At 60.4% G+C, this 22569-nt stretch carries 17 protein-coding genes; 8 read left to right on the forward strand and 9 right to left on the reverse strand.

From position 1 onward, the window contains the following. Position 1: 1 nt before the first annotated feature. The gene (locus QRN45_RS07475; protein ID WP_284762849.1) at positions 2–2080 is read left to right on the forward strand and encodes an AIPR family protein; all 2079 of its coding nucleotides are present in this window, start codon (positions 2–4) and stop codon (positions 2078–2080) included. Here the strand turns inward: QRN45_RS07475 and QRN45_RS07480 are convergent. After that, positions 2070–3524 carry a DNA cytosine methyltransferase gene (locus tag QRN45_RS07480; RefSeq protein ID WP_284762850.1) on the reverse strand — a complete coding sequence of 485 codons (1455 nt, stop codon included), beginning with the start codon at positions 3522–3524 and terminating at the stop codon, positions 2070–2072. The genes QRN45_RS07475 and QRN45_RS07480 overlap by 11 nt on opposite strands. Positions 3525–3866: 342 nt before the next feature. Here QRN45_RS07480 and proA point away from each other — a divergent pair, with 342 nt between their 5' ends. Both proA and QRN45_RS07490 read left to right on the forward strand, forming a co-directional pair. Continuing rightward, positions 3867–9938 carry an anti-phage protein ProA gene (gene proA, locus QRN45_RS07485; protein ID WP_284762851.1) on the forward strand — a complete coding sequence of 2024 codons (6072 nt, stop codon included), beginning with the start codon at positions 3867–3869 and terminating at the stop codon, positions 9936–9938. Between the two features lie 21 nt (positions 9939–9959). Then, the gene (locus QRN45_RS07490; protein ID WP_284762852.1) at positions 9960–10337 is read left to right on the forward strand and encodes a hypothetical protein; all 378 of its coding nucleotides are present in this window, start codon (positions 9960–9962) and stop codon (positions 10335–10337) included. Between the two features lie 1139 nt (positions 10338–11476). On the opposite strand, the gene QRN45_RS07495 is transcribed toward QRN45_RS07490, so the two are convergent. Further along, positions 11477–11941, reverse strand: a complete 465-nt coding sequence (locus QRN45_RS07495; protein ID WP_284762854.1) for an Rv1352/Rv1906c domain-containing protein — start codon at positions 11939–11941, stop codon at positions 11477–11479. A gap of 1055 nt (positions 11942–12996) precedes the next feature. Here QRN45_RS07495 and QRN45_RS07500 point away from each other — a divergent pair. Next, complete coding sequence (locus QRN45_RS07500; protein ID WP_241710067.1) at positions 12997–13212, forward strand: hypothetical protein; 216 nt, start codon at positions 12997–12999, stop codon at positions 13210–13212. 9 nt (positions 13213–13221) lie between these two features. Here QRN45_RS07500 and QRN45_RS07505 read toward each other — a convergent pair whose 3' ends face one another. Next, a complete protein-coding gene (locus tag QRN45_RS07505; RefSeq protein ID WP_241710068.1) occupies positions 13222–13449 on the reverse strand; it encodes a hypothetical protein in 228 nt (75 codons plus the stop codon). Positions 13450–13797: 348 nt separating this feature from the next. On the opposite strand from QRN45_RS07505, the gene QRN45_RS07510 reads away from it, so the two are divergent. Then, a complete protein-coding gene (locus QRN45_RS07510) occupies positions 13798–14037 on the forward strand; it encodes a hypothetical protein (RefSeq protein WP_241710069.1) in 240 nt (79 codons plus the stop codon). Further along, positions 14037–14225 (forward strand): YegP family protein, encoded by a 189-nt coding sequence (locus QRN45_RS07515; protein WP_241710070.1) that lies wholly within the window; start codon positions 14037–14039, stop codon positions 14223–14225. The genes QRN45_RS07510 and QRN45_RS07515 overlap by 1 nt, the downstream gene beginning before the upstream one ends. A 12-nt stretch (positions 14226–14237) precedes the next feature. Here the strand turns inward: QRN45_RS07515 and QRN45_RS07520 are convergent, their stop codons facing one another. Next, the gene (locus QRN45_RS07520) at positions 14238–15515 is read right to left on the reverse strand and encodes an MFS transporter (protein WP_241710071.1); all 1278 of its coding nucleotides are present in this window, start codon (positions 15513–15515) and stop codon (positions 14238–14240) included. Positions 15516–15709: 194 nt separating this feature from the next. On the opposite strand from QRN45_RS07520, the gene QRN45_RS07525 reads away from it, so the two are divergent. Together QRN45_RS07525 and QRN45_RS07530 are read left to right on the forward strand one after the other, a co-directional pair. Further along, positions 15710–16663: a helix-turn-helix transcriptional regulator gene (locus QRN45_RS07525; RefSeq protein WP_284762856.1), complete on the forward strand. Its 954-nt coding sequence runs from the start codon at positions 15710–15712 to the stop codon at positions 16661–16663. Beyond that, entirely contained in the window at positions 16660–17646 is a 987-nt protein-coding gene (locus tag QRN45_RS07530; protein WP_284762857.1) for an NAD-dependent epimerase/dehydratase family protein, read from the forward strand. Before QRN45_RS07525 ends, QRN45_RS07530 begins: the two co-directional genes overlap by 4 nt. 177 nt (positions 17647–17823) lie before the next feature. Here QRN45_RS07530 and QRN45_RS07535 read toward each other — a convergent pair whose 3' ends face one another. The 5 genes from QRN45_RS07535 to QRN45_RS07555 form a co-directional block, all read right to left on the reverse strand. Then, complete coding sequence (locus QRN45_RS07535; RefSeq protein ID WP_284762858.1) at positions 17824–18177, reverse strand: hypothetical protein; 354 nt, start codon at positions 18175–18177, stop codon at positions 17824–17826. A 1501-nt stretch (positions 18178–19678) separates the two neighbouring features. After that, positions 19679–19828, reverse strand: coding sequence for a hypothetical protein (locus QRN45_RS07540; protein WP_284762859.1), 150 nt, complete (start codon positions 19826–19828; stop codon positions 19679–19681). Between the two features lie 712 nt (positions 19829–20540). After that, positions 20541–20867: a hypothetical protein gene (locus tag QRN45_RS07545; RefSeq protein ID WP_241710076.1), complete on the reverse strand. Its 327-nt coding sequence runs from the start codon at positions 20865–20867 to the stop codon at positions 20541–20543. A gap of 10 nt (positions 20868–20877) precedes the next feature. Continuing rightward, complete coding sequence (locus QRN45_RS07550) at positions 20878–21597, reverse strand: GAF and ANTAR domain-containing protein (RefSeq protein ID WP_264637497.1); 720 nt, start codon at positions 21595–21597, stop codon at positions 20878–20880. Positions 21598–21714: 117 nt separating this feature from the next. Further along, positions 21715–22494, reverse strand: a complete 780-nt coding sequence (locus tag QRN45_RS07555) for a GAF and ANTAR domain-containing protein (RefSeq protein WP_264637498.1) — start codon at positions 22492–22494, stop codon at positions 21715–21717. Between the last annotated feature and the right edge of the window lie 75 nt (positions 22495–22569).

Below are 22569 nucleotides of genomic sequence, written 5' to 3' on the forward strand. Positions count from 1 at the left end.
ATTGAACGTTCAAAGTTTTCACGAGAACCTGCTCGCTTCCGTTGGGTCTTTGGCCGACGCTGAAGGTGAGTTCAGTGCGACGGCCTTCGGGCGACATTGCGCGGAACTGCTCACCGAGGCCGGCGAGTTTGATGACGTAGTCACCGTTGACTTCGACGGAACTGGGACGCGTCGGCGAAGGCTAAAGGTGAACGGTTACGACCTTGACAACGCCGATAATAGTGTTTCGCTAATCGCGACAATCTACGTCGGGTCGCCTGAAATCCAAGTCGTTTCCTCCGCAGATGCCAAAGGCGCTCTGAAAGCGCTTCAGTACTTTCTGGCCGAGTCGCTCGACGGAAGTTTTTTGGAGGGCCGAGAGGAGAGCTCGCCGGCCTATCAGCTCGCATACGACCTCCGCAATCGCGGAGGCAACGTCTCACGGTACCGGCTCTATCTGCTTACAGATGCTCAGCTGAGCAACCGGCTGCGGGAGCTTCCAAGCGAAGCCTTGAACGGCATCCCCGTCGATTACCAGCTTTGGGACGTTGACCGACTGCATCAACTGCACGAATCGCAGAGCGGTCGGGAAGCGCTACAAATCGACCTGCGAGAGTGGGAGGAGGCGGGTCTCCCCGCGCTAAAGGTTGAGTCAACTCCGGAATTTGCGACCTACCTTGCATCCGTGCCTGGAAGTGTCCTGGCAGGACTATACGGCCGGTACGGCAGCAGGCTGCTGGAGAGCAACGTGCGTTCCTACCTGACCAACAGAGGGAAGGTGAATAAGGGCATTCGCGAGACTATCTACTCTGCACCTCAAAATTTCATGGCGTTCAACAACGGAATCACAGCGACTGCCACGGCAGTACAAACGGACAGTGAGAAATCAACCATTCTGACTATCGAGGATCTCCAGATCGTCAATGGCGGGCAGACGACGGCGTCGTTGTTCTTCGTCGACAAGGAACACAGTGACAAAGCTGTCCTTCAGAACGTCTTCGTCCCCATGAAGCTGGTTGTGGTTGCGCCCTCTGTGGCCAGCGAACTCGTGCCCAGCATTTCAAGGTTTGCCAACAGTCAAAATGCTGTTAGCGCAGCCGACTTCTTTTCTAACAGCCCGTACCATGTTCGCATCGAAGAGCTGTCAAGGCGGGTACTAGCCCCGACCGTGGCGGGCGCGACCTACAACACCAAGTGGTACTACGAGCGAACACGCGGTCAGTACGAAAATGAAAAGAATAAGCTCCCTAGAGCGGAGGCTTCACGCTTCGACAAGCTCAATCCAAAACACCAGAAGTTCGACAAGCCGGCTCTGGCAAAATTCGTGATGTCATGGGAGCAGCGGCCTCATATCGTCAGCGCAGGTGCCCAGAAGAACTTCGTCTCTTTTGCCGAAATGGTCGCGAAGACATGGGAAAGAGACGAATCTGCCATCAATGAGATCTATTTTAAAGACGCGATTTCCAAGGCAATCCTGTTTTCGGCTATCCATTCAGCCGTGAGGAATACTGACTGGTATCAGCGAGACCGGGCCTATCTTGCCAATATCGTCACCTACACAGTGGCGAAAATGGCAAACCTGGTTGAGACGCAGGGGCGTGGCCGATTGATGGACTTCGACCTGATTTGGCGCTCTCAAGCCGTGCCCCAGTACGTCTTGGACTTGGCTATAGAAATCAGTCGCTCCGTGCAAGCCGCGCTGACGAGTGAACATCGGCCAACTCAAAACGTTACCGAGTGGGCCAAGAAAGTAGCCTGTTGGGACTTGGTCCGCGCGATACCAATGCGGCTGCCCGAGGCTTTCCTCGCGGGGCTCGTTGATCCTGCCGCCGTGGAGCAAAGGGGACGAGCCGGCAAGGAAACGCAGAAGCTCGACAACGGAATCAACCAACAGAAACGCGTCTTTGAGATAAGCAAGGAACACTGGCTGGAGCTGCGCGAATTCTCTTTGGGAAACGGTGTCGGCAGCCCTACCGACCTGAGTATTCTCGACCTGGTGACGGGCAGGAAGTCGGGCTTCCCGACGGAGCGTCAGTCCGCCAGACTGCTTAATCTTGTCTCATCCGCTAATGCGAAGGGATTCCGAGCCTTTAGTCCTTAAGGGACCCCAGCATGTCGGCTACAACGTCACCGATCTGCCTAGACAGCAGGGGTGGGACGGCGTTCCCCACTTGGTGAAATTGCTGCGTTCTGGCCCCTTCGAAGAAGTAGTTGTCGGGGAAGGACTGGAGACGCGCGGCTTCCCGTACCGTGAAGCTGCGGTTCTGTTCAGGATCCGGGTGAATATAGTAGTGCCCGTCTTTCGAGATGTGCGAGACAACTGTCGTGGCGGGTGCGTCCCAAACCTGCACCCTAAAGCGGTCTGTAAAGGGAGTTCCTACTTTGCCGACATTTCGGTGCTCGGGATGGAGCTTTGCCGGTAAGTCGATGTACTTCGGGCTTTTTCCCAAGCGCTCCGCAAGCTCTGCCATCACGCGATACCGCGCCAAGTCAGAAACCATGTGTGCGCGGGGCTCGTGATGCACGGGTACCGTTAACCTGTCATCTAGGATCCACGATTCGTAGGAATCCACTGCCAGAACTCCTGCCTTTACTGGTTCCGGCTTCGACGCTACATCTATCGTCCGTACATGGCTTAACGCATCAGCCTGAACGGCGCGCCAGTCTTGATCGACCTTCGGTTTCCTGCCCGAGGTCTGTGCTCGAATGCTGGGCATCGTCTGCAAGGCTGCGCGGACCGTAACTGGCCCGTCGGCTTTGTCGAGAACGAGTCGAGGAATGATGGCGGCGACGTCACTTCGAACCCCGAGCAGAATCACGCGGTGTCGCTTCTGCGGCACACCATATTCTTCGGAACGGATAATGAAGTCGGACGGGTCTAAGTCCTTGGGATCTGCTTCCACCACCAATGAACGGATTTCGTAGCTCGCACCACCGGGGAGCCGCTTGAGGTCGCTCAGTATGGTTTGGAACATGCTGCTGTCGCCATTTTTCGACGAGAGAAGCCCTTTGACGTTCTCCATAACGAAAATCGTTGGCTTGAACTTGCCCAGGATGTGGAGGTACTCGCGGTAGAGGAAATGCTTGTGGTCTGATGCGAACGCCTCGTCTCCAGTCCTGCGGGACCGCCCGGCAAGGGAATATGCCTGGCACGGGGGCCCGCCGATTAGCGCCCAATGACCTCGTCGATTCTCCGGCCCGAGCTGCCGTTCGATGAAGTTGTCCACCTCAGGGCGATTTTTCTCACCAAGCTCAACCTGGTAGACGTGGGACTTCGCGGCTAGATAGGCTTCCCTGAAATCACCCGTGAGAGTGGACTGCCACGTATTCTTGCCCTGGATGTAGTCGAAATAGGGCTGCAGATCCCCTCCGGATCGAACTAGCTCCCGGTACGTCGCTCGTAGCCTGAGCGTCTGGCAGGCAAGACTATCCATCTCAAAAGACGCCAACGTTTTGAAGACGAAGTCGCCCCGCTCGTCCTTGACGCTTGAGAATCCTTCATTTAGGCCGCCCGGCCCGGCGAAGAGATCAATTACTGGAAACACATGAACCCCTTGATATCTGACACTCCAGGATACCAGGTGAGACAGACATCTTAACCATCAATTCTGCGATGCTCTCCGAAGAGGCACCGGCTGCTGCATGGTGGGGGATCGGTCAGCCGATGAGAGATCACCTGCTTGGTGCTTGGCTGCCAAGGGCTCCCAACAAGCAAATTGCGTTGACCAACCACAGGGGCTAGGGATTAGAACCAATCGCCGGGTCAAAATTGCGATCTCCTCCATTGAAGGTCCTAAATTGCTGGGGCGAAGCTTGGGAGGCGCCCAACGTGGCACTAATCTGAACTGAGTTGAGGTCGGCAGTGGTGCCGAAGATTGGGGAACATAGTGGGGCTTTCGAACCGCGAATACGTCGGACGTGCTCTGGACGCGCTGGCAGCCGGACTTGGCCCCCACATCAGTGCCCATCTGGGTGCCTTGGCACCAGGAATCTCGTGGACCAAACTTCTTGAGCACAAAGATGCCAGCGCGGGTAAAGCCCCGAAAACCTATGCCCCCACGGATCTGAGTGTTCAACTGCGCGTCATGACCGAATCTCTCGGCTCGCTCGGTTACCCCTTCAACCTGGGGCACGACGCCCGCAGCTACACCTCCGAACTTCGCCAGATGCGTAACCTCTGGGCCCACAATGAGGCCTTCGACAACGCAGACACCTACCGCGCCTTGGACACGGCGGCCCGGTTGGCTAAGTGCTTGAAACTCGACGACGCTGAGCAAACTCTCACCGCACTACTTGAGGAATACAAGATCAAGGACAAGGGGGCCGTCTGGAACGGCTCCGAAGCCACCACCGTCGGAGGCGAAGCGGAAGAGCTCCACGAATCGCCGCCCAGCGAGCTTGCCGAAAAACCTCTCAATCATCACCAGATCCTCGTGGAAATTACTGCGGCTGACGCGCTGAGCTACGCAATGGCCCACAACGGTTTCAAGTTCGTCCGGCAGATCAAGATCACCAATCCAGGCACGGAAGTCCGGGGCGCGGTGGTTCGGATAGAGGTTCTGTCCACCGCCGGGAGGATTTCTGAGGACTTCCAACAATACGTTGACCTTGCCGCTGGCCAGAGCGTCGTCCTGGACGACGTGGACGTGTCGGTTTCGCCCAACACCATGTACGAGCTTTCAGACAAGCAATCCGGCAGAGTTGTCGTGACCGTTGGATCCGGCGCCGGAGAGGCCACCACGGAGATCGGCAAGGCGGAGGTCCGTATCGACCTCCTTCCGGCACAACTCTGGATCGCAGGCAACGGGCTGGTCTCATACGAATTCTTGGCGGCTTACGTTCAGCCGCACCACCCCGCAGTCGGCAAGCTTGTCTCCGAGGCAGCCGACCTCCTCTCCGCTGCCACTGGCAATAGCAGCCTTGGCGGCTATACGGAAGGCGCCGATCGCGTCGACGAAATCGTCTTCGCACTCTCCCAAGCTGCTAGCAACCGGAACATTCGATATAGCATGCCCCCGGCCAGCTGGGGCCTTCAAGGCCAGCAGGTTCGTACGCCCGCACAGGTACTCGAGGACCGGCTCGGTACCTGTCTTGATACTGCGATTGTCATGGCCGCCGCACTGGAATTCTGCAACATCAGACCACTGCTTTGGATTGTGGAAGGCCACGCGTTTTTGGGATATTGGCGGGAAGAAGGTGTGCTGCCCACAGCCGCTTCCGACGACGTTCCTCAACTCGTCAGCCTCGTCCAGCGTGGTTACATCGGCCTGATCGAGACCACACTGCTCACGGGCAGCCAGCCCATCACTCTTGCCGTGTTGCGGAACGCGCCCATAGCCAAATACATCGAATCGGGCAACGACGAGATTCATGCTGTGACGGACATCCGCCGCGCTCGGCTTGACGGTATCTATCCGCTGCCCGCCCGGACTATGTCTGAGACCGGGACTCCGGTAGTGACCACTTACGTTCCCGAAACGAAGGTGGCGCCAGCACTCCCCGAGAAGCATGGCAAGGTCGTCCGTACCGCCAGCCATGGAACCGAAATCCCGCCTCGTGTTACTCAGTGGAAAAATGCGCTGCTCGACCTAAGCCTGCGGAACCGTCTAATCAACTTCACCGACACCGCACGCTTCCCACTTGCCGTACCGAGCTCGTGGATCGGCTCGTTTGAGGACCTGATCAACAACGGCACGCCGATCAGCCTGCTCCCTTCCACTCAGATCAGCGCGGTCCACCAAGAGCGCGGTATCCGCTTTGGCCGTGATCTGCCCCAGGATGAGCTCATCGCATTGCTCAGTTCCAAGAAGGCAGTGTTCGCAGAGGTCAGCGAAGATGCTTACAGCACCAAGATGCGCGGTCTGGCCTACAAAGCCAAGACGCAGCTCGAAGAAACCGGCGCCAACAACCTTTACCTGGCTCTCGGGAGCCTTATGTGGGAACTCGACGGCCGTACCCTCCGTTCGCCGTTGGTCCTTGTACCGGTCAATCTGACTTCTGCCGGGAAGCAGGGGCTCTACCGCGTGACCTTGGACGAAGCTGGCCAGTCCACTCCAAACTACTGCCTGCTTGAGAAGCTTGCTTTGACGCACGGGCTGCGGATTCCTGGGTTGTCCGAGCCGGTTGAGGATGGCTCAGGAATGGATCTCGACGCAGCTTTCAATGCGGTCCGCGAGGCAGTCTCGGCCAAGGGGCTCGCCTTCCGGGTGGAGAATACCGTGGACCTGTCCATGCTCCAGTTCGCCAAGTTCCGGCTCTGGAAGGATCTTGACGAAAACTGGGAACAGTTCGCCAAGAACCAGCTGGTGCACCACCTCATCAGCACCCCCACGGAACTGTTCCAGGACGCAGTGACCGTGAGTGACGACGTCGATCTCGACGCACTTGCTGCGCAATGCCCGATTCCGGCTGACTCATCACAGCTTCAAGCAGTCGCGTCGGCGGTGTCCGGGCAGACCTTCGTCCTGGAAGGACCTCCAGGGACGGGGAAATCCCAGACCATCACGAACCTGCTCACGCGCGCGATCGTCGAAGGAAAGCGAGTGTTGTTCGTTGCCGAAAAAAGAGCCGCACTCGAGGTCGTGCAGAAGCGCCTTGACGAGGTAGGAATGGGGCCGTTCTCTCTGGACCTCCACGACAAAGGCAGCAAGCCTGCCGTGGTCCGTGCTCAGATAAAAAAGGCCCTGGAACTTCGACTGGATTCGGACGCCCAACAACTCGAAACCGCCTCAACGGACCTGACCGCCGCCCGCCGGGGCCTCATTCGTTATGCCAGCAACCTGCATGAGGAAAACGGCGCGCATCTCTCCCTTTACAGCGCCCGCACCAAGGCGCTCACTTACCAGCCCGACGATCCAGCGATTGCGCTTGGTACAGACTTCACTTCCTCAGCGAACGATTCCACTCTGGAGCCGGTCCGGAGTGTTCTGCGTGAGCTGCCTGAGTACACCGACCGAGCCCGCCCGGGTAAGGACCATCCGTGGCGGTTTGTCGCGGCTGTTGCCGGACCGGAGCAGACGGACCAGCTGCTGACCATCGGGAGGCGTCTCGACGCGGCGCTCGACGCCGTCCGCTCCGTTGAGGGATTGCCGCTAGTTGTCTTCTCCGCTGGGCAGCCGTCCGACGTCTCGACCATCGCCGCGCTTTTGAAAGACAGGAGCGTTCCGCTGGAAACGCTCGACGTCGTTCGGTCCGGGAACTGGTCTAGCGGTGCCGGCCATCTGGAACAGCTGGTGGCCGCGTTCGCCGCGGTCAATCACCCGGGTCTCGAGCAGGTAGCGCCGGAGGCTATGAACCTCCCACTGCAGGACATCCTGGCACGCGCGGTGCAGGCCGCTGCGACCGGCTTCTTCGGACGGAAAAAGCGACTACTGGCGGTCGCGGCTGAACTGGACAGCGTTGTGCACCCAGGCGCAGGGATTCGTCACAAGGAGCTGGTCCCGCTGCTGGAGAACCTGGTTCGTGCGCAGCAGCAAATCCGGGGACTCCAAAACGAAGCGCAGACCGTGCCTGGCGTCTCCGTGCCCCACTCGTGGAACCCGCTAACAGAAGCCGGGCAGGCAGCGTTGAACCACCGATTGGGTTGGCTGCGCTGGGCGGCGGAGGCAGTAGTCCCGAACAACGGGAAGGGCGATCTCCTGTTCAAGAGGGCACTGCGCACGTTCCTCAACGACGGACCGCCCGTGCACGAAAACATTGTCGGCTGGCTGTATGAGCTAGGGCAGGCGTGGGAGGCCTTCACGAAGATCCCCGCCGTCGCGGAGTCGGAGCTCAAGAGCTGGGTGGGAGACGTCGGCTTTCTGCAAGTCTGGACGGACACTCGCGCGACCCGGCGCTTGGATGCCGACGGTTCGGCCCCGCTGCAGCGCTGGGTTGAGCTCTTAGAGCACATTGAACCGCTCCGGTCCGTCGGACTGCACGGGGCACGCACTATGATTCTCGACGGTCTTCTGGACGCAGACGACGCAGCAGCTGCCTTTGAACGCGGGCTCGCCGAGAGCTCCCTCGAAGAACGCAGTCTCGCCACCGGCCTGCAGGACTTTGATTCCCACGCCCACGAACGCAACATCGAGCGGTTCACCTCGCGAGCGGCAGCCGTTCGCGAGCTACTGAAACGTAACCTTGCTGCCATGGTCGTTACCGGAAGGCGGGTGTCGTCGTCGTCGAACTCTGGCCGGATGGGGGAGTTGCAACGTCAGCTGACGCGGCAGCGCGGCGGGATGACCGTCCGCAAGCTCATGGAAAACTACGCCGATCTCGTCACACAAATCATGCCGTGTACCCTGGTCAGCCCCGACTCCGTGGCACGGTTCTTTCCCGCAAAGGCAGATCTGTTCGACATTGTGGTGTTCGACGAAGCCTCGCAAATACGTGTGGCGGACGCTGTTGGTGCCATGGGCCGGGGTGCCTCCGTGGTGGTCGTGGGGGACAGCAAGCAGATGCCCCCGACCTCCTTTGCCGAATCCTCTAGCGATTCCGTGGATGAGGTCGAGAACGACATCACGGCCGTGGAGGATATGGAATCCATCCTTTCCGAGTGCGTGGAGGCACGGGTACCCCGACAGTGGCTGTCCTGGCATTACAGGAGCCAGGACGAGTCCCTCATCGCGTTCAGCAACCAGCAGTACTACGACAGCAAGCTCTCGTCCTTTCCTGGGCCATCGCACGGGGCGCCGGATCCGGGGCTACGCGGCCACGGCGTCAACTTCGTCCGGGTGGACGGACAGTTCCACAGGTCTGGGCCGTCCAAGGTGCTTCGCACCAACCCCATCGAGGCCAGGGCCGTAGTGGCGGAGGTTCGGCGGCGCTTCGACGTGGATTCCGTCGGCGCACCATCGGTCGGTGTGGTGACGTTTAACTTGCAGCAGCGGGCGCTTATAGAAGGCTTGCTTCGCGACACAGACGATCCCCGGATCATGAAGGCGTTGGACGAGGACGCTGAAGGTTTGTTCGTGAAGAACCTTGAAAACGTTCAGGGCGACGAGCGGGATGTCATCCTCTTCTCCACAGGCTTCAGCAAGAACGATAAAGGGTACTTGCCTCTGAACTTTGGCCCTCTGAACCGAGCTGGTGGTGAGCGGCGCCTCAACGTGGCCGTGACCCGTGCTCGACAGCAGGTGATCGTGTTCTCGAGTTTCAGCCCTTCAGAGCTGCGGGCCGAAGAGACGAGCTCTGTCGGGATCAAGCATTTGCGTTCATACCTGGACCTTGCCGAACAAGGCACCGGTGCACTCCCATATGATGGTCGCCGCGCCATTGGGGTGGATTTACATCGCGAGGAAGTTGCCGACGCGCTGCGGGAGCGCGGGTTTGTTGTCGCTACGGACATTGGATTGTCCGACTTCAAAGTCGACATCAGCGTCGCGCCCCAGGAGTCCCCGGACCGCCCGGCAATGGCCATCCTTCTTGACAGCCCCGCTTGGGCGGCCCGCCGCACAGCGGGGGACAGAGACGGCCTACCGGGGGACGTCCTCACCCGCATGATGCGCTGGCCGTCAGTCCAGAGGGTCTGGCTGCCGGCGTGGATCAAGGACCGGAACGACGTGCTGGACAAGCTTGAGCAGGCTTTCAAGCAGGCGGACTCTGATTCCGCTACGTCCCAATCCGAGTCTCTCGCTGCTCCCGAGCGCGAGACTCCCGAGCAGGCGCGCCCTGGGCGCCGGGCTGCCGAGCCTTCCGGTCCTGCACAGGACTACATCCTGGTTGCCGGCAAGGGCAATTCCGAGAAAGACCACGGAGCCCTGCTGGAAGCCGTTCGAGCAGATTCTCGCCCGGCCAACGTCGTGGCAGTGTCCTCCCCTCCCAGCTATGAGCCTTGGGCCGTCCGGCGATTGGGAGGTGTGGAAGTGTTGGACACACTGCACTCCCGCCGTTCGATCGCTGCCGTGCGTGACGCCATCCGTACCGTGGTCGAGGCAGAAGGGCCGATCCATCACGAGCGGCTCGCAAAACTGGTCTGAGCGGCATTCGAGCTTAATAAAGTGAGCGGGCCGCGGGCGAATTCCGTGCTGGATGTCTTGGACGTATCGCAACACTCCCGCGATTCGGACGGTTTCATATGGGACGCATCAATCGACCGGGACACGTGGGACTACTTCAGGCCGAACGGTTCTGCCGTAGCTAGGAAGCCCGAGCATGTCAGCGTGGTGGAGATCCGGAACGCGATGGTCGAGATTGTGCGGGTTTCCGGCGGCATTGCAGTGGATGAGCTGCATCGGGAAACCATTAGGACCTTCGGAGGCAAGCGTCTGACCGCCGGTGTCACCGCGCGGTTGAATGAGGGGCTCCAGTACGGCGTCAATACTGAGCGACTTGAGCTGCGCGCGGAGCTGGTGCTCTTGGCCACGGCCCGCAAATGAGTGGGTCCCGCACGTGCAAGCGTGCGGGTCCCACTCATTCAATGGACTTATTCATTTAGCGATCCAATCTTGCGCGGAGACGCTTGAAAAATGACTCCTTGCGCGTTGGGGGCTGGAAGGAGACTTCGACCCGGACGACGTCGACCGTTTGAGGATCCAGGTACGACAAATAGCCACCGTCTACGAAGACGAGCTGGCCAACCTCTAGCGAAATTCCCTTAGGCGTTATCCACGCCTCCGCCGTTGCTTTCCGGTAAACCCGCTGAAGATGCAGCAGCGTGCCACGTTCATTTAGCCAGGAACCCTCCACCGTGAATGCTCTGCTCGCGGTGCCCGAAGGCGAGTCCGCTAGCTTGCGCCGACCCACGTCGTCCGGGTAGAGGACCGGAGCCTTAGATGTGTTTCTTCGTGTTCCGTTTGCACTCAGGGGTTGACCACTATCCGTGCATGGATGTTTGGGCCAAGGCGGACCCATTTCGTCGAAATAGACGCGACTGCCAAATTCGTTCGCATAAAAATAGACGTGGGCCCCGCAAACCGCGCACACCGCATTTGGCCTTACCAAGCCGATGGATCGGGGCAGGCGAGTAGTCGGGATAAAGCCTGCCGGATAAATGGTCCTTTGAGCGGGAGGTGAGATGGAGCTGGTGATTCCGAGCGAATACCCCTGTCCACTCGACCGTGAGACGGTATGGCTGGATACCCAAACTCGCTGCCCGTTGGGACCGCGGCGGTAATGGCCGCGCCGGTTATAAGACGTCATTTTGCAATCCTGACATGACGGCGGGAAGGCACCAACTCCGCCACATCCTTCTGTTCACTGCGAGAGCAGGCATCAGGTCGTGGCCATCAATTCTTCGGCAAATGAATCTGCTGAAACGGAGGCGAGTAGGAAAGATTCCTTGACGAGCAGGCAACTGGTTCCGTAAGCCAGATCGCGTGCGAATGTAATGGCATCCGACTGATCAAAAAACGCGCCTAAGAAGGGTGAAGGACCTGATGGCATTGGCATTCACCTACGTGAAGTATTTCTCCCGGCAAATGTCTTGACGAGGTTCTGCAGCCCCTATCTTTTGGTGATGGCACTCCACGACGAGGACTGGGGAACCCGAAGAACGGACCCGCACTCCACTGCCGTTCTATCCGATCTTTGTCCAAGCGGTGCAACTCGTCGATTCGAATACCTCGCCATTCGCGAGGGTTACCGTGGCCGTACCCTTGACGATGTTGTTGTCCTTAATGCTGGCGTCGCTGCCGGTGCCTGTTTTCCAGGCGTAGTAGCAGCCGACCGAGTTGGTTCCGTCAGGACCCGATGTTATGTAGGTGCCGGGCTGCACGTCCCCACCAACAACCTGAAGGCCGCTCTTGATCTGGCTTGCCGCAACCTGCTTCGTCGCATCGCTGAGTTTCTGTTCACGGGAGGCCAGGTCCGCTTCTTTGCCAGCTAAGGTCTTCTCCTTGTCAGGCAACTGTTGCTGCAGGCTCCTCACACCGGCGGCTGCTGATTGCAACGTGCTGATCTGGGCGTCCTTGTCCGACGCCGCGGCGCGGTCCTTCGGGTTAAGCGATTCGGAGACAATGCAGGGCCGCGAGTGCGAAAGCATTGAAATTACCCCTGCTCTTACTCTCGGCAGCCTGCTGTGCTCACGTTAGGATCGGGGTCGGACATTTTAGGCGAGATCCTCGAGAACGCCAGTCAACTCCTTGTTTGCCCACCGAGACGAGCTTTCTCGAACGGAAATACTCAAGCCGTCATTGGCAAATCTCGAGAGTCTATGGGGCGGCCAGCATTTCGATGAGAGCCAGATCCCAGCGATCAGTGGGGGGAGGTGCCGTTGATGGTCACTACGGTGCCGCTGGTGGTTGTTGGGCCGGTTTGGCGCTGCAGCCAATAGGTTTCGCTGGCCGGGGGGAAAGTATTGGTCAACCAGGGTCTGGGCCGCCTCGACGGTTCGGGCCAGCGGAGCGTTCCAGTCAGTTCCAACTCGCAAACCCATGAGCCAGCGCGGGTGGTGGTGAGGCTGGCGCTCGGCGCTCCCGTGGCGGCGCTGGCTCCAGTTGTGGCGCCTTGGGCTGTGTCGGTATTTTTGAACGCCACCAGGGTCATGGCTGATGGCCACGAGCCCGAGTTTTGAGTTGCCGTAATGGTGGCGTTGGTGGCGTTGGTGAGCGGGCCAGGTGCGCCTGCCTGCCATATTTTGTCTGTGCCGGCCTGGGCATTGGTGCGCTGGCGGAGCGTCCAGGACGGGCCGGCGCAGCTGACTGATCGTATGGATGCGATCCCTCCGCTGCTGGGACCGTCGGAGCAGCTGATGAAGGCAAGTATCAGCTGGTTGCTTCCGGTGGTCGTGAGACCGGAAATGCTGACTGTGGCGTACCTTCTGGGTGCGGGCGGAGCTTTCGACCGGCAGCGATAGAAACGCGCCATTCGAGCGGTGACGATGCTAGCTGCATTCGTTGTCTCACCACTTAGATGGCGAATCCGGCCATAGCCTTTTTACGGCGAACTGGGTGGCCCTTGTGCCACCCAATTGCTGGAATGAAGTGATTGCTACAGCAAGCTAATACTTGGGATCTGGAGGGTTGGCGCCGAGTTGTGACCAACCCGGTCGACTTCATCAGGTACCGATGCAATTGGTAGTACGGAAGTAAGGACGAAATGAGTAACCGAACAGCCCCCATCATCATTGGTGCGCTTGGTCTTGTAGTCTTTTCCGTCGTATCCGTGATGTGGACAGTGCGGACATTTGAGATTGACGCTGCCAATCTGACAGAGGCCACCCCACCACTGCAGGACGCCCTCTGGCTGGGGAGCATCCTGGTGGTTGCCGGATCCATTACTTGGCTCATTGTGCTCCGAAGACGGGCGCCTTAGGAGTAGCAGCTACTCGATCATTTCATCGACGAGCGCGGGCTCGCGGCTTTCGATCGCGGCGGCGGCAATGCAGGCGTCGAGCTCGCGCCTCATGCCCTGGCCGAACCCGGGCTCGACTGTTGCCAGGCGTTCGGGGAGGTCGTAGGTGAAGGTGAGCTCTCCGTCGTCGGCCTCTTCCAATGCCCGTGAAGCCGGATGCCTGGCGGCCGAGCATAGGGAGGTGGATGTCGCGGTCACCGTCGTCCGCCACAACCCGTGTCGGTTCGTCGAGCGCCTGAGGTCCCCGTGCAGGACTTACTGACCCGCCCGACGAACCTGCTCGCTTCTTGCGGGGAACGAGAGGTTCCTGTGTCCCCGTCTGGGTTCCTTCCAGGGGGAGTCCCCATCCGTCATCTAGCGGAATTCATTGGCATGACGCATCTCACTTTCTATATGCTGGATTTAGTCAAGCAGCTGGCTTCCCCGACGTCGTCCGAGGAGTCAGCCATGGTACCGATCCGACCCACACATACCCACCTTCATGGCCCGGGTGGTTCCCTCTCCAGGCAAAGTGCGGTCCAACAACTGTTTCGGAGATGGCCGCTTGTGCCCTCGCGCGAATTGGAACGCATCCGCCGAGTGCTTCTGCACTGCGATGAACTAGGCAATCCCGCCGCAACCCACCACCTGTCCGAACCTGCCCAGGCGCTGCTGGCTCTCGTGACGGCCGAACTGGAGCGGCGCAACGAACCGGGAAAACATCCAGTACTCAGCCACAGCCCCGGTTCCGGAATTCGCGGACTGGCCCAGCGTCTTCCCGCACACCATCGGGGAGGATTGTTCTGATGGCCGGACACTTTGAAGTGTTCACTGACAACGGAGGCAGCTGCAGGGTCAGGCTGGTTGACGAGTTCGGCACGGAGCTCGCGGTGTCTGGCACCTTCCACGACAAGGACGGCGTAGTCCGTGGGATCTACAAACTCCGGGAAATTGCAGCGAGCGGCCTCATTGAGGTCCACACGTCCACCTTCTGAACGGTTCCAGGTTTACAGCGACGAGCCAACGCACTCGCGGGTTTCCTCGGTCGGCTCCTCGCCAGGGTTCCCGGTCGACCGCGATGCTCGGCGCTGGCTGGCCGCCAGCACCCCGAGCGAAACGATGGTCAATGACGCGATCGCCGCTCCGACTGCCGGTGGCCCGGTTTCGCCTGCCACGGAGCTGAGGGCGAGGCCTGCCGCCCATGAGCCGGCCGCAATGCCGAAGTTGAACGAGGCTGTGGTCAGCGCGGACGCAAGCGTCGGGGCCTTCCCGGCGAACCTGACCGCAAGCGCGAACGCCACGGGATTCACCACGAACCCCGCAAAGCCTGCCAGGGTGATCAGTATGACGACTGGCAGGGCCTGCTCTGAAAACACGCACAACGCGAGCAGGAAGAGCGTGGCCGCGACGGCAGCCGTGATGGTGGTGGCGTACGGCCGGTGGTCGCCGAGCCTGCCTCCCGTGTAGTTGCCGAGGAGCGCACCTACGCCGAAGCAGCACAGCACCCACGGTAGCATCGCAGCCGGGACGCCGGCACGGTCCGTCAGCAGGGGCGCGATATAGCTGTAGGTCGCCAGGACGCCTCCCATGATCAAGGCACAGGAGGCCAGGGCCAGCCACAAACGTCCGGACCGGAGCGCCGCGAACTCCGAACGCAGGGACGGAGTCGCCCCGGCGGGCTCTTCGTGCGGGACGAAGCGGACGATAAATACCGCGGCAGCCGCCGCGAGGATGGCCAAGGCCCAGAACGGAGCCCGCCAGCCGGCGGTCTGCCCAGCGAACGCCCCGAGCGGGACGCCAACCACCGTCGCCAGGCTTCCTCCACCCATGACGACGCCGAGCGCGCGCGATCCGGCCGCGGGACCTGCCGCGCGGGTCGCCACCACGACGGCGACAGACCAGAAGGCGCCGGTGGCACAGGCTGTGACAAAACGGGCCGCGAAGATGACTTCGAAGCTCGGGCTGACGGCGACCAGGACATGGCCGGCCGCGAACAGCAGGAGCGAGAGCATCAGGGTGAGCCGGCGCTGGAGGCGCAGGGTCAGGATGATCATCGCCGGCGATCCTATGATCATCCCGACGGCGAAGATGGTGATGAGGAGGCCCGCGTGCGGAACGCTGACCCGAAGGTCGCTGGCGAGTTCGGGCAGCAGGCCGGCGATGAAGAACTCGGTTGTCTGCATCAGGAATGTTCCGGCGGTGAGAACGAACACCACCGGCGGCAGTCCGCCGCGTGAAGGCACGGCGCTTTTCAACCCGGCCGCTTTGAGATCCGTTGATGACATGCTTTGAGGCACCACTTTCTAGGGGAACACAGAAGGCAACGCCCGAGGCGTGCCGGGGATGGGGGAGGGGCGAATTCACGGTATCGGTATCCAAGCGCACACTGAGAGGCCCCCTTGGAACCCCTCACCCGGCTCCAAAAGGGGCCCCGGCAGGGCCTCCCACTGTTGCAGGTCCAAGCCCTACCGTGGGAGGTATGAGTTCGAAAGATGAAGTGCGGGCGTTTCTGATGTCCCGCCGCGCCAACATCACCCCATCCCAGACCGATCTGCAGGACTTCGGCGGGCAGCGCCGCGTACCCGGCCTCCGACGCTCAGAGGTGGCCATGCTTGCGGGCGTTAGCCTCGATTACTACACCCGCCTGGAGCGGGGGAACCTCCGCGGGGTGTCAGAGCATGTACTTAATGCCCTCGCCAATGCCTTGCAGCTCAACGAGCTCGAACGGGAATATCTTTTCGGACTCGCCCGCACCGCCACGGCGCCCACCGCCGCCAGGACCGCGCAGAAGAAGCCGGTAGTGCGCGAATCGGTGCAACGGATTTTGGACAGCATGAGTGTTCCGGCCGTGGTGTGGAACCGCCAACATGACCTCGTCGCCTCGAACCTCATGGGGCGGGCGCTGTACTCGCCGCAGTTCGAATCCGACAGTCCCAACCTCGCGAGGTTTATCTTCCTGGACCCCCGGGCGACGGACTATTACGTGGACTGGCCGCTGGCCAGGCAGATGACAGCAGCAATGCTCCGCATGGAAGCAGGACGCGATCCGCTGAACGCCGAGCTGACCGCCCTGATCGGGGAGCTCTCCACCCGCAGCCCCGAGTTCCGTTCGAACTGGGCTGAGCGAGACGTGCACGAGCACCGCACCGGCCGGAAGCTGTTCAGGCACCCCGTGGTGGGGGTCGTTGATGTTACCTACGACGTGTTTGAGATGCCGGGGGAGAAGGGGTTGTGGATCGGGATCTATAGCGTCGAGGAGGGTAGCGTATCTGCGGAGAAGTTCGCACTCCTCGCCAGCTGGGCCGCCACCAACGATCAGGTCGCCGCCCAACGGCTCGCGCCGCCGTCGTCCGGTCACCCCAACCGGAACCAAACACCCGCCCAGAACCAAACACTCACGGCTAAATCATCACGAAGCACTGGAGAGCAATGAAGGTCATCGTCATCGGCGGCAGCGGTCACATCGGATCCTTCCTCGTCCCCCGGCTGGTTCGCGACGGCCATGAAGTCATCAACATCAGCCGTGGCACCCACAAAAGCTATGGCGACGCGCCCGAGTGGGAGCAGGTGCGCCAGGTCGTCGCCGACCGGCAACAAGAAGACCGGGACGGCACATTCGGTGACAGGGTCGCGGCACTGCAGGCCGACGTCGTCGTCGATCTGGTCTGTTTCACGTTCGAATCGGCGAGCTTGCTCGTCAACCGCCTCCGCGGGGAGGCCGGGCACCTGCTGCACTGCGGCTCGGTGTGGCGGTATGGCCAGAGCCTCAAGCTGCCGATCGCCGAGGGTTCCGGATCGGCGGCCGCCCCGTTCGGGGAGTACGGAATCCAGAAGGACCGGATCGCGCGGATGCTGAAAGAGGAGACCGACGACGGCGGCCTGGTCACCACGTCCGTGCACCCTGGCCATATCGTCGGGCCCGGTTGGCACCCGATCGGTCCGCTCGGGAACCTCGACCCCGCCGTCTGGTACACCCTCTCTGCCGGCCGGCCGCTGCAAGTCCCCGGAAGCGGCGCCGAACTGATGCACCACGTTCACGCGGACGACGTCGCGCAGGCGTTCGAGAAAGCCATCCAGAATCGCGACGCGGCAGCCGGCGAGGACTTCAACATCGTCGCCCCCACTGCGCTCACCGTCCGCGGATACGCCGACATCGCCGCCGCTTGGTTCGGCCAGTCCGCAACGTTGGAGACGGTCACGTGGGAACACTTCCGCGAATCGACCACACCGGAGTACGCAGAGTCGAGCTGGGGCCACCTCTACCGCAGCCACTGCTTCACGATCGAGAAGGCCACGTCCCTGTTGGGCTACGCTCCCCGGTACGAGCCCGAACAAGCCGTCCTGGAGTCCATCACCTGGCTGATCGAACGCGGGCAGTTCCGCGTCGCCAATCCGCTGAGCGTCCCGGCGAGCTGACCGTTCAGTTGGACAGCGCCGAATGTGTCTGGCGGTCGTGGGACGCCGCCATCCTCCCCGCCGACGTCCGACTCCTAAGTACCAAAAGCGTCCTGACGGTGCCGCCCTGGCCTGGCCGGCCGAAGGGAAGCGTTGGGATCGGACCGGCGGTTCGCTGACCCGTCTTAATGCTCACCATCACGATCGGCTTTCCCTGTTCCTGGGCGATGCCACGAATTCGACCGAGATCGGCGCGATCCTCCTGGCCAGCATGGGGTTGGGAATAGCCAGCCAATGACTCTGGCTCTGCGCTACCGATAGCCCTAGAGAGCGGCCTTCACCGGCTTTTCTTAACCGGTAACGGTGAATCGTCGGGACACCAAGGAAGATGTACCCAAACGCTATCGCCGGGTATCCGGTCCACAGCGGTCTAAGCAACTCGCGAAGGGGGCTAATGAAAATCATGGCCGCGCCCAGGAGGATTATTGCGAGCGTCAGCAAGCCGCTCCAACCGTGGAGCATCACGCGGCGGGCTTGTTCTGCAGTGATCATTTCACGGCTCCTCGTGCGCGAAATCACTTCGGTTGCTTTCCTGAGGGCAACCCAAGTTGCGGGTGCTGCCCCCCACCCCGCCAGCGATAGAACCCAGCTGGCCTGGAGCGGTGAATCCCTCTCGTCATTCCACCCAGCGGAGTCGACCAAAAGCGTATGACAACCTTGAACGCTATGAACGCCCCGCTTGACGATTGAGGAAGACGAGCGGCAGGTCTAAGGTCTTACTTGCACTTACCGCTCAAACAAGGCATCTACGATCCTTTGTACGTCCTTCCGAGCCCTCTGTGCCGCACTTGTGAGTAGATAATCCAGGCAACTGAGCCTACAAACGGCAATACGAAGATCGCGACGCCAACGGCCACTTTGACTGGAGCGGGAATCCCCTTTGAGGCGATAAGCGCTGCAAGCGCGGCGACAACCAACACCACATAGACGATGCCAAAAACAGGGGTAGCCCACGAGCTGACCTCTGGGTTAACCGGGTCAGTTGAGTTCAGCATCATGGATAGGGCCATGACTATGATTGTGACACTGTTGCCGTGTATGGGCGCACCTGAAGCTGTACCCATACTTCCCATGATCCCCATGGTGCCTGGACCCTGGATTGCGCTTGGGCCCATGCCGGTGTGGTTCCGATGGAAGTTCCTCGGCCAATCCACACTGTTGGGGACGAGCAACTCACGCCCGCGCAATTCTGAGTGGAGTTTCCGACGGAGAGGATGCTGCTGGGCCCGCCGTTGACATGTTGATACGTGGCAACAAACGCAACGTTGATTATTCCGCTCCAGTTAGCCGCAATGCTGCACCCGCTGTAAACGGCATAGCCGCTACCGCCCGCGTAGTTGCAGTTCGTAATTACGGCGCTAAGCGTGACAGATGCGGAGGCCGCTTCCACGGGCCTTTCCACGCTCTGTGCCTTGAACGAACCATCAGCAAACCGCTCGATAATCATCGCTTTGGTGCGAGTTGACCGATCCTCGATAAGGACAGGTGCGACACCTGTAAACGCGTCGAGAGGCTGCCCGGCCCGTAACTTCTTGATCAACTTTTCCTGCTGAGCTGAGCTTACGTCGAATTCATTGAAAGATGCCCGGATTCTGGCTTCGTCCGTGGAAGTGAGATTGTTCGAGCTACCTGACCCTTCCACTGTATCGCCCAGTGGACCCGCGACGGCCATCGGAGTGATTCCGATAAGCAGAAGTCCCATAGCCAAAGCAACAAAAGTAATCCTTCGCCGACTCGTGCTGCTCTGGTTTCTTCGAATGATAGAACAATTTACTTCTTTCACGTTCACTGTCTTTCTTTAGAAGCTACAGTAATTGGTCTTACTGGAAATTGATGTCGAGCCTTGGCATCAACTCTTCCGACGAGGACTGGGGATAATCATCGGTGATAAGTGATGACGCATTCGAGGTTGTCACGTGGGCCGGAGCGAGCGACAAATGTGTCGTTGCCGAACCATGGGCTTCGCAATGGATCACACTCTCGTTCTCGGCGGTCACTTTGCTTGCTTCCTGTAGTCGAACCGCGTCGCAGGACTCGCCCCCGCCGCCGCCAGAGATAGCACCCAAGCGGCCTGATTGTTGATGAATGAAATGGTGGCAACGATCAGGAGCATTGTGGCCGCGGAGAGAGTTAGAGATTTCATCAACAGCAAAATAAGCCCGCGCGAGGGCCTCTCCGTGTGCGATGTGCTGAATCTCAGTGTCATTTGGCCAAAAATCAGTGTGAAAAAGGCCAATCTCAGTGTTCGAAGGCGGCCATCTCCGTGTTCATCGGTGCAGGCCTCACCGTGTGGCGGAGCACGCCGTCGTCCCTTTCAACTTCCCAATGAAGCCTCCGTGTAGCTGCCGGTCACCGGGGCCGCGTGCTTCAGTGTGACTGGGCTCCCGAACAGCTGGTCTCCAACGCCAGAGTGCGCGCTTCGCCACCGAATTCCGCGCCGTACGAGGGCGTGAAAAAGCCACTCAACCATCTCTAATTACGAGAAAGCAGCTAATGATTCAGGAGTTGCGCTAACGGCAGCCCCAAAGGTAGCGGCTTTGGCCGGCTTTTCCCGACCGGTGACGGTGAATTGTCGAGGCGCCAAGAAAGCTAAATGCAAATACTATTGCCGGGTATCCGATCCACAGTGAGCCAAGCAACTCGCGAACAGGGCTGATGGAAATGATGGCCATACCCAAGAGTATTATTGCGAGCGTCAGCGAGACCTCCGACCATGAAGCACACCTAACGGTATTGCACTCGAATCCTTGCGCTCCCCGGGCGTCGTGCTCCGCGACTGAACCACGCAGGAGGCGAATGCCACCGCACAGGTGCCTGCAGCCGTCGTGCACCTCAACCAGCGACGCAAGCCGCGCCTAGTCCTCAGACTCCGGCCGCTGCTGCGATCCGGATCCGGGTTCCTTCCTGGGGGACTCGCCATCCGGGCTACCGAGCTCGTCGGAGTAGGGCGCGTGGCCTTGGGGGAATTTGTCGATGAGTTCGTTGGCGGCCATGGCCAGGAGGTCGCGCTGGAGGACGGGCAGGGAAAGGAGGCCTTGGAGGTAGGCTTCCACCTCGTATTCGCCAACTTCGCCGCCCAGGCTGAAGTACTTGAGCCAGAGTTCGCCGACGTTGACGCGGGCTGACTTCAGGGCAGCGGCCAACATGCGCTGCTGTTGTGGTTCGTGCGGATCGAAGCCCATGGGGCCGGCCTTATTCCAGGGCTGCCGGAATCCCGGCGACGATATCGGCACTGATCTGGCCCAGCGTGCTGTTCTGCCGCCGGGCCCGGCGCATCAGTTCCGCAAGGGCCATGTCAACGGTCAAAGAGTGGCGCTGCATCAAGATGCCGCAGGCCCGGTTGACGAGGTCGCGGCTATGGAGGGACTCTGCCAAGGCTTCACTGATGCGGTGTGGTGCTTCGCTGGCCTGGATATTCGCGAGGAGCGTGGCAGCCGGCGCGGCGAATAGTTCCAGCACCCGGGCGGCTTCGTCGCCGAAAGCGTCGGCGCGGTCCGAGTAGATCTTCAATGCGCCAATGCATTCTTGCTCGGCGATCAAAGGAGTGCTGACCACGGAACGGATGGGCATGTCCCTCACGACGTCAGTCCAGTCCGGCCAGCGCGGATCCGTTACGACGTCCCGGACAGTCACCGTTTCCTCCATGGCCCAGGCTGTCAGGCACGGACCCTGGCCCAAGTCATATTGGAGGGCATCTCCACGGGTGACAACTTCGTCCGTGGACGCGCTGCTGGTCCGCCTGCCCCTCGAATCCAGAATGGAAACTCCTGCACCAGTTGCCCCGGACACGGAGTCCTTGATGGCACGGGCAAGCAACCGCACGGCGCGGTCCACCTTCTCTTCCGTCAGCAGCAGGCCCTGGATTCGCGCGATAACGGTTGACAGTTCATCCAGCGGTAGTTTCCGCGCCATAGTCCTCATTCATCTAGGTCGAGTGCATCGAGCCGCAAGCGCTCCTGTGAAAGAGAATCCATGACGGCAGTTAGTGCGCTGTTCCTAGCTTAGTCCGCACCATTCCGCACCCTTTGGCTATTCGTCGAAGTAGGGTGCCGGGTCCGCCTCACCCGAAACGGAGGCAATGACGTTCGCGGCTATTTCACGGAGTTTGACATTTCGACTGTTCGACGCCCGGGTCAGGACCTTGAAGGCCGCGTCGCGACCGCATCGGTTCTGCGCCATGACAATTCCGACGGCGGTGTCGATCGTCGAGCGGGACTGTATCGCCGCCGTCAGGTCGTCCCGGGCGCTACGCAACTGCGAGATCCTCAAAGCCAGGCGCACGGACTTTGCTGCCCTCCTGCCGAATTCATCTGCCGCCGTGATGTCCGGTCCGGAAAACCCGTGCGGAGTGGTCGAGTAGAGGTTCACGACGGCGTCTGCCTCACCGGCCAGGTCAAGGGGGACTGCCAAGATGGATCCAATACCGTTCCGCCAAACAGCCTCCATGTAGTCGCTCCAACGGCTTTCGTGGCGGCTATCGACTACCAGAACTAATGAATTGTGCCGAAGGGCCGTGAGGCCAGGCCCGTCGCCGAAATCAATCTGCAGTTCATCGAGCGCGCCCACTCTTTCATCGCTGCTGGCGCTGGTGATGCCCTTCTTCTTCGTGATGACGGTGACACCGCATGAAACGGCGTTCGAGGAAGAAGAGAGGGTAATCGCTGCCAAGGTTGCCAAGTTTTCAAGAAAATCGTCAAGGTCGACGCTTTCCAAGACAAGTTCCTGGAGGGTAATGCCAAGGTCCTGGTTCGGGTGAGCGGCCAGTCCATCCAAGGCATTGCGGGTCGGCCGCGGCTCTGGGTTGGTCATGAGTCTGCCATCTTGTCGGTGCCCAATTCCTGCATTGCCAACGCCTTCGAGATACCACTTGGCGGCGATTCTCCG

Source organism: Arthrobacter sp. efr-133-R2A-63 (assembly GCF_030209795.1).
GTDB lineage: Bacteria > Actinomycetota > Actinomycetes > Actinomycetales > Micrococcaceae > Arthrobacter > Arthrobacter bambusae_A.

Coding starts and splice junctions, on each gene's coding strand:
- QRN45_RS07500 (WP_241710067.1), top strand. CDS start 12,997: ATGAGTAACCGAACAGCCCCCATCATCATTGGTGCGCTTGGTCTTGTA.
- QRN45_RS07535 (WP_284762858.1), bottom strand. CDS start 18,177: ATGATCACTGCAGAACAAGCCCGCCGCGTGATGCTCCACGGTTGGAGC.
- QRN45_RS07550 (WP_264637497.1), bottom strand. CDS start 21,597: ATGGCGCGGAAACTACCGCTGGATGAACTGTCAACCGTTATCGCGCGA.
- QRN45_RS07530 (WP_284762857.1), top strand. CDS start 16,660: ATGAAGGTCATCGTCATCGGCGGCAGCGGTCACATCGGATCCTTCCTC.
- QRN45_RS07545 (WP_241710076.1), bottom strand. CDS start 20,867: ATGGGCTTCGATCCGCACGAACCACAACAGCAGCGCATGTTGGCCGCT.
- QRN45_RS07520 (WP_241710071.1), bottom strand. CDS start 15,515: ATGTCATCAACGGATCTCAAAGCGGCCGGGTTGAAAAGCGCCGTGCCT.
- QRN45_RS07495 (WP_284762854.1), bottom strand. CDS start 11,941: ATGCTTTCGCACTCGCGGCCCTGCATTGTCTCCGAATCGCTTAACCCG.
- QRN45_RS07555 (WP_264637498.1), bottom strand. CDS start 22,494: ATGACCAACCCAGAGCCGCGGCCGACCCGCAATGCCTTGGATGGACTG.
- QRN45_RS07515 (WP_241710070.1), top strand. CDS start 14,037: ATGGCCGGACACTTTGAAGTGTTCACTGACAACGGAGGCAGCTGCAGG.
- QRN45_RS07525 (WP_284762856.1), top strand. CDS start 15,710: ATGAGTTCGAAAGATGAAGTGCGGGCGTTTCTGATGTCCCGCCGCGCC.
- QRN45_RS07540 (WP_284762859.1), bottom strand. CDS start 19,828: ATGAAATCTCTAACTCTCTCCGCGGCCACAATGCTCCTGATCGTTGCC.